A 9,326-nucleotide genomic window follows, 5' to 3' on the forward strand; every position below is an offset into this window, starting at 1 on the left:
TGGATAGCGGTCGGATTTGCGGTTATGCTCAGCGCGGGTGATATCAGTCCAGGACATAGTGGCCTCCATCGAATCTTTGACAATCCGACGGAATCACATCCCACTGATATCACTCAATAACTTTCAGATCGGGCTCTAAGATTTTTTCTCATTCAGTAACCCCCGTTCTTGGAAATACTGAATAGTGGTGCCTAATCAGGCGTTAAACATATCTATCAGAAGTTGCAACAAATAGAACCAGAGATGCGGGAGATAGAGAAGTATTATATACTTGAAATAAAAATTTCCTATTGAAATCAATGGAAATTGAATTGACAAAAATCAAGTGTAGACATCTGGCCAAAATTTGGAATGTGGCAGTTAAACGATGGTTCTTTCTCCGGATTCGAATTCGATCTGAATCGCGTCAAACACACGATGTCGAAATAGAGAGAAACATAATATTTTCAGCCCCTTAACTATAATTGGCTGACTGGATCTGCATGCCGGATGGTGATGTCTGCCTGCAGGGGTGTGGCGACGGTCCCGACAGCTGGACCCTGGTGGGGGCGTTGATCATCTGCATGAGCGGGTTCTACATCATGAACCGCGACCGCCGGCCTGGACGCAACCCGGCCGCAGTTATCTGACGGCTGCAAAAGCGCCGTTGCTGCCTCACCCTTGCCAGGTTGCCGGCTTTGGCGCGGCTGGCGCGCATGCTATGGCGGGAGACGGGTGCGGCATAACCCCACGCCATTGCACCGGGCGAACCGAAGCGGAGAAGCGAAAATGATCGAATTCTATTGGCCGGCATCACAGGGCGAATGGCTGGCATGGTCCTCGGCCGTGGTGACAGTGGTGTTTGGCCTGGTGCTGCTGTTTGCGCCAAGGACGTCGCTTCGAATCCTGCGGCTGCAGACCGCGCCGAATCATCCCGAGGCGGTGGCGGAGGCGCGCGGCACGATGGCCGGATTCTATCTCGGTACCGGGATCTGCGCGCTTTTGTTCGCGCAGCCGCTGATCTATCTGGCGCTCGGCGCCGGCTGGGCGTTCACCGCGTTCGGACGAATCGTCTCGATGATGTCTGATCGCGGCGTGACCGTTTACAATCTTGTTTCTCTGCTGATCGAGGCAATTCTGGCGGGGTTGCCGCTGCTCTACGGGCTGGGACTGGCCTAGCGTTGATTCGGTCCGTCCTGAAAGCCCTGCCGGCACTGTATTATTCGTCAACTCATCCTAAAGCAGGTGCGATATGCCGTGCCCGGCGTGTTGCGAGTCCCGGCGCTCTATGCTAGACGGACCGCGCATTTGAGGAAAAACAAGCTTTCGGGCTTCGACGTTTCAAATGTTACCGCAACAAAATCAAAGGCTTGCCTTTCCGAATTTCGGCCAAGTGCAGGCTCTTGGATGCCAATGAGAGATAATCCCGCCCGTGGCAGATAACTCCCATCTTATTTCCGGTGTCGCCGAACGGTATGCGTCCTCGCTTTATGAGCTGGCGTCCGAGGCCAATTCGGTCGACGCCGTCGCCAAGGATCTCGACCGTTTCCAGGCGATGATCGATGACAGCACCGACTTGCGGCGTCTCGTCGAGAGTCCCGTTTTTTCCGCCGAGGATCAGTCCCGCTCGATCGTGGCGCTGATTGAAAAGGCAGGCATTACCGGCCTGGTCGGCAACTTCCTCAAGGTCGTTGCCCGTAACCGCCGGCTTTTTGCCATGCCTCAGATCATCCGGTCCTATCATGCGGCAGTTGCCCGCGAACGCGGCGAGGCGAGCGCGGACGTGATCTCCGCGCATGCGCTCTCCGCCGCGCAGGAAAAAGAATTGATGGCCGCGCTTTCGGGCGTGACCGGCAAGACCGTGACGCTCAACGTCACGGTGGATGCGTCACTGCTGGGAGGTCTGATCGTCAAGATCGGCTCGCGTCAGGTCGACACATCGCTTCGCACTAAACTTTCCACCCTTAAGCATACACTGAAAGAGGTTGGCTGATGGACATCCGTGCCGCGGAAATTTCCGCAATTCTCAAGGACCAAATCAAGAATTTCGGCAAGGAAGCCGAAGTTACCGAAGTTGGTCAGGTCCTGTCCGTCGGTGACGGCATCGCCCGCGTTTACGGCCTTGACAATGTCCAGGCTGGTGAAATGGTCGAATTCCCCGGCGGAATTCGCGGCATGGCGCTCAACCTTGAAGCCGACAATGTCGGCGTCGTGATTTTCGGTTCCGACCGGGACATCAAGGAAGGCGACATCGTCAAGCGGACCGGCGCCATCGTCGACGTGCCGGTTGGTCCGGAGCTGCTGGGCCGCGTTGTCGACGCGCTCGGCAACCCGATCGACGGCAAGGGTCCGATCAAGGCCAAGCTCCGCGCTCGCGTGGATGTAAAGGCGCCGGGCATCATGCCGCGCAAGTCGGTGCATGAGCCAATGGCGACCGGCCTCAAGGCCATTGATGCGCTGATCCCGGTTGGCCGTGGCCAGCGCGAGCTGATCATTGGTGACCGTCAGACCGGGAAGACCGCAATCATTCTGGATACGATCCTCAACCAGAAGGCTATCCACGAAAACGGCCCCGAAAGCGAAAAGCTTTTCTGCGTCTATGTCGCTGTTGGCCAGAAGCGTTCGACGGTTGCCCAGTTCGTCAGGATCCTTGAAGATCGCGGCGCGCTGAAATATTCGATCATCATCGCCGCAACCGCATCCGATGCGGCACCTTTGCAGTTCCTGGCACCATTCGCCGGTTGCGCAATGGGCGAATATTTCCGCGACAACGGCATGCATGCACTGATCTCTTATGACGATCTGTCCAAGCAGGCCGTGGCTTACCGCCAGATGTCGCTGTTGCTCCGCCGCCCGCCAGGACGTGAAGCCTATCCGGGCGACGTTTTCTATCTGCACTCGCGTCTGCTCGAGCGCGCCGCCAAGCTCAATGAAGCCAATGGCTCGGGCTCGCTGACCGCGCTGCCGGTGATCGAAACCCAGGCCAACGACGTGTCGGCCTATATTCCGACCAACGTGATTTCGATCACCGACGGTCAGATCTTCCTGGAAACCGAATTGTTCTTCCAGGGTATCCGCCCGGCCGTGAACGTCGGCCTGTCGGTGTCCCGCGTGGGATCGTCGGCCCAGGTCAAGGCGATGAAACAGGTTGCCGGTTCGATCAAGGGCGAGCTTGCGCAGTACCGCGAAATGGCGGCGTTCGCGCAGTTCGGCTCCGACCTTGATGCGGCGACCCAGCGCCTGCTCAACCGTGGCGCGCGTTTGACCGAGCTGCTCAAGCAGCCGCAGTTTTCGCCGCTGAAGACCGAAGAACAGGTTGCGGTGATCTTTGCGGGCGTGAATGGCTATCTTGACAAGATCGGCGTGAAGGAAGTCGGCAAGTTCGAGCAGGGCCTGCTGGGCTATATGCGCAGCGAAGGCAAAGACGTGCTCGATACGATCCGCAAGGAAAAAGCCATCAGCGACGACACCAAGGCGAAGCTGAAGGCCGCAATCGACACTTACGCAAAAACCTTTGCTTAAGGGCAAAAGACCGAGGACGGATAACGGATGCCTTCACTCAAGGATCTGAAAAACCGGATCGCCTCCGTCAAGGCGACGCAGAAAATCACCAAGGCGATGCAGATGGTCGCCGCGGCGAAGCTTCGGCGTGCGCAGGAGGCGGCCGAGGCCGCGCGGCCTTATTCGCAACGCATGGCCACGGTGATGTCGAACATTGCCGCAGCCGTGGGAAGTGGTGACGATGCGCCGCGTCTGATGACCGGCACCGGCAAGGACGACGTGCATCTGCTTGTCGTCGCCACCGCCGAACGCGGCATGTGCGGCGGCTTCAACTCGCAGATCGCCCGTTTTGCGCGCGAGCATGTGCGCAGGCTCCTGGCTGACGGCAAGACCGTCAAGATCCTGTGCGTGGGCAAGAAGGGCTATGATATCCTTCGCCGCGAATATGCCTCGCTGATTATCGAGCGTGTCGATTTTCGCGAAGTCAAGCAAATGAGCTTTGCCCAGGCCGAAACGGTCGCGGACAAGGTCATGCGCTTGTTCGAGGAAGGCGGCTTCGACGTTTGCACTCTGTTCTACTCCGAGTTCAAATCGGTGATCAGCCAGGTTCCGACGGCGCAGCAGTTGATCCCGGCTTCGGCTGGTGTCGCGGATGCGGACGCAAGCGCATCGGCGATCTATGACTACGAACCGGGTGCTGGCGAAATCCTCGAGGATTTGCTGCCGCGGTCGATCAAGGTGCAGATCTTCAGGGCGCTGCTCGAAAATGTTGCAGGTGAAATGGGCGCGAAAATGTCCGCCATGGACAACGCGACCCGCAATGCTGGCGAGATGATCGACAAGCTGTCGATGAGCTACAACCGCCAGCGGCAGGCTCAGATCACCAAGGAACTCATTGAAATCATTTCGGGCGCGGAAGCGCTCTAAGGTACACGGAAGAGGGTAAGATACATGGCTAAGGCAGCTACCCCGGCAAGCAAGCCCGCAGCGGCGAAAAAACCCGCAGCGGCTCGGAAGCCCGCAGCAGCGAAGACAACGGCGAGTGCAGCCACAACCGCAACGGCGAAAGCCGGCGCGGTGGGCCGCATCACCCAGGTTATCGGCGCCGTTGTGGACGTAACGTTCGATGAAGGCATGCTGCCGGCTATCCTGAACGCGCTTGAAACCACCAACATGGGCAACCGTCTGGTGCTTGAAGTTGCACAGCACCTCGGTGAAAACGCGGTTCGCACCATCGCCATGGACTCGACCGAAGGTCTCGTCCGCGGCCAGGAAGTGGTCGATACCGGTGGTTCGATTTCGGTGCCGGTGGGTGACGAGACGCTTGGCCGCATCATGAACGTGATCGGCGAACCGATCGATGACGCCGGTCCGGTAAAGACAAAAACGCGCCGCGCTATCCACCAGGACGCGCCGACATTCAGCGAACAGTCAACAGAAGCGGAAATTCTGGTGACCGGCATCAAGGTTGTCGACCTGCTCGCGCCTTATGCCCGTGGCGGCAAGATCGGCCTGTTCGGCGGCGCCGGCGTGGGCAAGACGGTTCTCATTCAGGAACTGATCAACAACATCGCGAAAGCCCACGGTGGTTACTCGGTGTTTGCCGGTGTTGGTGAACGGACCCGCGAAGGCAACGACCTTTACCACGAGATGGTCGAATCCGGCGTGAACAAGGAAGGCGGCGGCGAAGGATCCAAGGCGGCGCTCGTGTTCGGCCAGATGAATGAGCCTCCGGGCGCACGTGCTCGTGTTGCTTTGACCGGTCTAACCGTCGCGGAGCATTTCCGTGACCAGGGCCAGGATGTGCTGTTCTTCATCGACAACATTTTCCGCTTTACCCAGGCTGGTTCGGAAATGTCGGCGCTTCTGGGCCGTATTCCTTCGGCAGTGGGCTATCAGCCGACCTTGAGCACCGACATGGGTCAGATGCAGGAGCGGATCACGACCACACACAAGGGATCGATTACATCGGTGCAGGCCGTTTACGTGCCGGCCGATGACTTGACCGACCCGGCGCCTGCCTCGACCTTCGCTCACCTGGATGCAACCACGGTGTTGAACCGGTCGATCGCCGAAAAGGGTATCTACCCTGCGGTGGATCCACTCGATTCAAACTCCCGTATCCTGGACCCGTTGATCATTGGTGACGAGCATTACGAAGTTGCCCGTGGTGTTCAGGAAATTCTGCAGCGCTATAAGTCGCTTCAGGACATCATCGCCATTTTGGGCATGGATGAGTTGTCTGAAGAGGACAAGGTCACCGTGGCACGTGCTCGTAAGGTCGAGCGCTTCCTGTCGCAGCCATTCTTCGTAGCCGAAGTGTTCACCGGCGCGCCTGGCAAGCTGGTCGATCTGGCAGACACCATCAAGGGCTTCAAGGGCCTGGTGAATGGCGATTACGATCACCTCCCTGAGCCGGCTTTCTACATGGTCGGTACCATCGAGGAAGCCGTCGAAAAGGCTCAGCGCCTGGCTGCTGAAGTCGCCTAATCATGAACTTGCCCGCGCAATTCGGCCCTGTCCGGTTTGCGCGGTGCGACCGAACAGCACTGCGATAAAGTGAACGTCATGGCTGACAGCTTCAATTTTGAACTCGTATCTCCGGAACGGCTGCTTTTGTCGGCAACCGTCAACGAAGTCGTGATTCCCGGCGCCGACGGTGAAATGACCGTGATGGCACATCACGCTCCGACGATGACCACCATCAAGCCGGGCGTGGTCACGGTGGTGACCTCAGACGGCAAGAGCGAGCGGTATGTGGTGTTTGGCGGTTTCGCCGACATCATTCCCGAGGGCTGCACTTTGCTGGCCGAATCCGCCGTTGCGGTGGCCGATATTGATCGTGCCGACCTTGCCCAGCGGCTGCAAAATGCGCGGGAAGACTTTGCCGACGCGACCAGCGATGCCGGTAAGCAGAAGGCACAGGAATTTCTCGACCAGCTGACGACGCTGGAAGCTGCGCTCTGATCCAACTGCGCGGCACGGATTTGGAAGGGGCGGTCTGATGGCCGCCTTTTTCATTGGTGCGAAGTGCTTGAGGGCAAGGTCATGCCGGCATGGCGGCCCTTGTGCCCGGTTCACGCACTCACGCGACACCTTGTGATTGAAGATGCGCGTGAAGCGTCGGGATCTCAGCGGTGGATGGCCTCCGCCAGCGCCAGATAGGCGTCGGGATACTCCAATGCTCCGCTCCAGCCGGCGAGGGCTGCCGGCTCCAGCTCCAACGCCAGAAATCGTGGTCCCTGCCAGATGACTTCGGCGCAATCGGCGGTGCTCGACCGGAATCCGAACCGGCAGTAATAGTCGGGCTGGCCGTACACAAACACGCAACGCCAGTTGCGGTCCCGCGCCAGCTTCAACGCGTGGCGAACCAGCTCGGTGCCAATCTGCATGTCACGCCAGGCCGGAAGGATGGCATGTGGCGCCAAAGCCAGCGCGCGCTCCGGCCCCGCAATGGGGGTCAACAGAATGTGCCCGATGATCTGTTCCTCGAGTTCCGCCACCAGCGACAGCGTATCGGCCGGACCCGAGATCAGGGCTTCGGACACTCCGGCAGCGCCGGTGCCATAGACCGACGCCTGCAGCGCGTGAACTTCGATCCGGTCGGAGGCACCAGTCTCCCGATAATTCGCCCTTGCGGCTATACTCTTTCGTTCAGACATGAAGCTCTCCCCTGTCAACCGCCTCACCGCAGCCGTGTGGCATCCTGGGCTGGCATCTCGTCACTGTCAGGCGAAACCGGCTCCCGAGTTCCCTGCGGACAATATCATTGATCAAACGGTAGCACGTGGCTGTTGGTTTCCAGCCAGTGGATCCAAGCAACCCGATCAGCTTCATGCAGTGTCCGCGCCGAGATGCGCGAAAGCGGCAATGACCTGATCATAGGCCTTGCGCTTGAAGGGCACGATCAGGCCGGGTAGATCGCCCATCGGCTTCCATTCCCATGCATCGAATTCCGCGCCGTGGCCCTCCGGCGGCGGGTTGATCCGGATTTCGGTCTCATCGCCGGTGAACCGCAACGCGAACCAACGCTGTCTCTGGCCGCGATACTTGCCCTTGAGGCCGATCCCGATCAGATGATCGGGCAGATCATAATCAATCCAGTCGGGGGCTTCGGCCACGACCTCGACTGACCGCATGCCGGTCTCCTCATAGAGTTCGCGCAAGGCTGCCTGATAGGCATCCTCATCGGCGTCAATTCCTCCCTGGGGCATCTGCCAGAGTTGCGGCGAGCCGTCATATTCGGAGTTGCCCACGGGAATGCGGCGGCCGGCCCAGACGAGGCCGTTGCTGTTGAGCACCATGATTCCGACACAGAGCCGATAGGGAAGATCTTCGGGATTGACGGAGCGCTGCTTTTGTTTCGCCATGGACTTCCTGTTTACCTTTCCGGATCATCGGCGGTTGCCGAGGCCGAGACGATTTCGATGCCGCGCGCCCTGGCTTCGTTGGCCCAGGTTGCAATTGCATCCACGCTGACTTCGAAAGCGGAGGCGACCCCCACCGCCACACCGTTGCGGCGGGCCGTTCGTTCGAGGTCGTCGAGTTTTGAAAGAATGTATCCGCGCTCCTGGGTGGCGTCGAGCACCATGTCAGACGCGGTATAGGGGATGCCAAGCGTTTTGGCGAACTTGCCGGTCAACGACTGTGCCGATGTTCCGTCATCGACAAACATGATGCCGCGCGCCCCGATATCGCGCATGATCGGCTCAAGGGCTTCGGGATCGGCGAGGAAGCGCCCGCCCATGAAGTTGGTGATGCCGGTATAATTGGTGATCCGGGCCATGGCGGCATGCAGATCGTCAAGATTGCTTTGGGCGCCAGCGGCTACAGTCAGGGTCCCGGCGCCGGGATCATTCGCCGGGTAATCAAATGGTTCGAACGGGATCTGCAGCAGGATTTCATGGCCTTCGCGGCGGGCCTCCTGCATCCAGCGCTGCAGACTGTTTCCGTTTGATGCGAAGGCGAGGGTGATGTCTTCGGGAAGCGCCTTGATCGCATATTGCGTGCCGGTCTGACTGAGACCCAGGCCGCCGACAATAATCGCCACGCGCGCGCCCCGCGCGCCCGACCATGGCCGGGCGTAAATGTCGAAGGCACGTTCGCCGTCGGGACCGCGCACCGGCAGACGGCCTTCCGGCGTATCCTGAATGATCGCGGGATCGGGCAGATGAGCCAAGCGCGGATTCTGGCCGACCCGGCCGGGAGGGGCGAGCAGCACCGGCCGGTTGTCCGGGCGCTTGACCGGGGAGATTTTGTTGACCTCCTCGCCGTTCTCACCAAGCGTCGTGGTGATATCGGCGCCTGACTGACCGGACACGCTGTTGAGGGAGCCGTCCGCGTCGTCCTGGAGACCAGCGCTTTCACCGGCGCTGTCGGGAAGCTGCTGGTCGAGGGTGGTGGCGTCTTCGGGCTTTTTGTCCGCAACGGCGGACGTCTCGATGACAACAGCGGATTGATTGGTGGTAATGCGAGCGCCCGAGAACGCAATCCAACCGGCTCCGCCCAGAACGGTGCACAATGCTGCCAGCGACAGCAAGGGCGTGATCCAGGTACGTTTCGCCTTTGCCGGCGGGCGCTTGCCCGGACCGCGATCCTGTCCCAGAGGTTGATGGATATTGTCGCCCACGATCTTCTGCCTCAATCCTGATGCGGATCTATTGAATCAGTACGCCGCCCCGCTTGCAAGCCACAAGGGCTTGGGAGCCAGGGGAATCGGGTGAAGCAATCATCTGGCGATGATGCTTGCAAGGAAATCGTCGTCCCAAGCGGCGACTTTTCGTCTGAGGCGCAGCGAGTCCTTTCCGGGGGTCATTCGGATGAGGTTGTGGGCCATGTGCTTGAGC

Annotated in this window: 10 protein-coding genes and 1 pseudogene; 7 read left to right on the top strand and 4 right to left on the bottom strand. The window is 59.5% G+C overall.

All coding sequences use genetic code 11. The features are described 5' to 3' along the window. A pseudogene (locus ABJN75_RS12585) lies at window positions 1-97 on the bottom strand (IS5/IS1182 family transposase); the annotation flags it as partial. A gap of 385 nt (window positions 98-482) precedes the next feature. On the opposite strand from ABJN75_RS12585, the gene ABJN75_RS12590 reads away from it, so the two are divergent. The 7 genes from ABJN75_RS12590 to ABJN75_RS12620 all read left to right on the top strand — a co-directional run bounded on the left by ABJN75_RS12590 (window position 483) and on the right by ABJN75_RS12620 (window position 6,447). Further along, on the top strand, window positions 483-629 hold the full coding sequence (locus ABJN75_RS12590; RefSeq protein WP_348439940.1) for a hypothetical protein: 147 nt from the start codon (window positions 483-485) through the stop codon (window positions 627-629). A 139-nt stretch (window positions 630-768) separates the two neighbouring features. Continuing rightward, complete coding sequence (locus ABJN75_RS12595) at window positions 769-1,158, top strand: DUF4345 family protein (RefSeq protein ID WP_348439941.1); 390 nt, start codon at window positions 769-771, stop codon at window positions 1,156-1,158. A gap of 253 nt (window positions 1,159-1,411) precedes the next feature. Continuing rightward, entirely contained in the window at window positions 1,412-1,972 is a 561-nt protein-coding gene (locus tag ABJN75_RS12600; RefSeq protein WP_348439942.1) for a F0F1 ATP synthase subunit delta, read from the top strand. Next, window positions 1,972-3,501, top strand: a complete 1,530-nt coding sequence (gene atpA / locus ABJN75_RS12605; RefSeq protein ID WP_348439943.1) for a F0F1 ATP synthase subunit alpha — start codon at window positions 1,972-1,974, stop codon at window positions 3,499-3,501. Before ABJN75_RS12600 ends, atpA begins: the two co-directional genes overlap by 1 nt. Before the next feature lie 27 nt (window positions 3,502-3,528). Further along, window positions 3,529-4,407 (top strand): F0F1 ATP synthase subunit gamma, encoded by an 879-nt coding sequence (locus ABJN75_RS12610; RefSeq protein WP_348439944.1) that lies wholly within the window; start codon window positions 3,529-3,531, stop codon window positions 4,405-4,407. A 24-nt stretch (window positions 4,408-4,431) separates the two neighbouring features. Beyond that, window positions 4,432-5,970, top strand: coding sequence for a F0F1 ATP synthase subunit beta (atpD, locus tag ABJN75_RS12615; protein WP_348439946.1), 1,539 nt, complete (start codon window positions 4,432-4,434; stop codon window positions 5,968-5,970). A 78-nt stretch (window positions 5,971-6,048) separates the two neighbouring features. Next, the gene (locus ABJN75_RS12620; RefSeq protein ID WP_348439947.1) at window positions 6,049-6,447 is read left to right on the top strand and encodes a F0F1 ATP synthase subunit epsilon; all 399 of its coding nucleotides are present in this window, start codon (window positions 6,049-6,051) and stop codon (window positions 6,445-6,447) included. A 164-nt stretch (window positions 6,448-6,611) separates the two neighbouring features. Here the strand turns inward: ABJN75_RS12620 and ABJN75_RS12625 are convergent, their stop codons facing one another. From ABJN75_RS12625 to ABJN75_RS12635, 3 genes are all read right to left on the bottom strand, one after another. Further along, a complete protein-coding gene (locus tag ABJN75_RS12625; RefSeq protein WP_348439948.1) occupies window positions 6,612-7,142 on the bottom strand; it encodes an N-acetyltransferase in 531 nt (176 codons plus the stop codon). Window positions 7,143-7,313: 171 nt separating this feature from the next. After that, complete coding sequence (locus ABJN75_RS12630) at window positions 7,314-7,850, bottom strand: RNA pyrophosphohydrolase (protein WP_348439949.1); 537 nt, start codon at window positions 7,848-7,850, stop codon at window positions 7,314-7,316. Between the two features lie 11 nt (window positions 7,851-7,861). Beyond that, window positions 7,862-9,109 carry a divergent polysaccharide deacetylase family protein gene (locus tag ABJN75_RS12635; protein WP_348439950.1) on the bottom strand — a complete coding sequence of 416 codons (1,248 nt, stop codon included), beginning with the start codon at window positions 9,107-9,109 and terminating at the stop codon, window positions 7,862-7,864. Between the last annotated feature and the right edge of the window lie 217 nt (window positions 9,110-9,326).

Origin of the sequence: Hoeflea sp., from assembly GCF_039975035.1 — a bacterium.
Lineage (GTDB): Bacteria > Pseudomonadota > Alphaproteobacteria > Rhizobiales > Rhizobiaceae > Hoeflea.

What these genes read in the sequence shown, in the direction of transcription:
- ABJN75_RS12590 (WP_348439940.1), top strand. Translation starts at nt 483, where the DNA reads ATGCCGGATGGTGATGTCTGCCTGCAGGGGTGTGGCGACGGTCCCGAC.
- ABJN75_RS12595 (WP_348439941.1), top strand. Translation starts at nt 769, where the DNA reads ATGATCGAATTCTATTGGCCGGCATCACAGGGCGAATGGCTGGCATGG.
- atpA (WP_348439943.1), top strand. Translation starts at nt 1,972, where the DNA reads ATGGACATCCGTGCCGCGGAAATTTCCGCAATTCTCAAGGACCAAATC.
- ABJN75_RS12610 (WP_348439944.1), top strand. Translation starts at nt 3,529, where the DNA reads ATGCCTTCACTCAAGGATCTGAAAAACCGGATCGCCTCCGTCAAGGCG.
- atpD (WP_348439946.1), top strand. Translation starts at nt 4,432, where the DNA reads ATGGCTAAGGCAGCTACCCCGGCAAGCAAGCCCGCAGCGGCGAAAAAA.
- ABJN75_RS12620 (WP_348439947.1), top strand. Translation starts at nt 6,049, where the DNA reads ATGGCTGACAGCTTCAATTTTGAACTCGTATCTCCGGAACGGCTGCTT.
- ABJN75_RS12625 (WP_348439948.1), bottom strand. Translation starts at nt 7,142, where the DNA reads ATGTCTGAACGAAAGAGTATAGCCGCAAGGGCGAATTATCGGGAGACT.
- ABJN75_RS12630 (WP_348439949.1), bottom strand. Translation starts at nt 7,850, where the DNA reads ATGGCGAAACAAAAGCAGCGCTCCGTCAATCCCGAAGATCTTCCCTAT.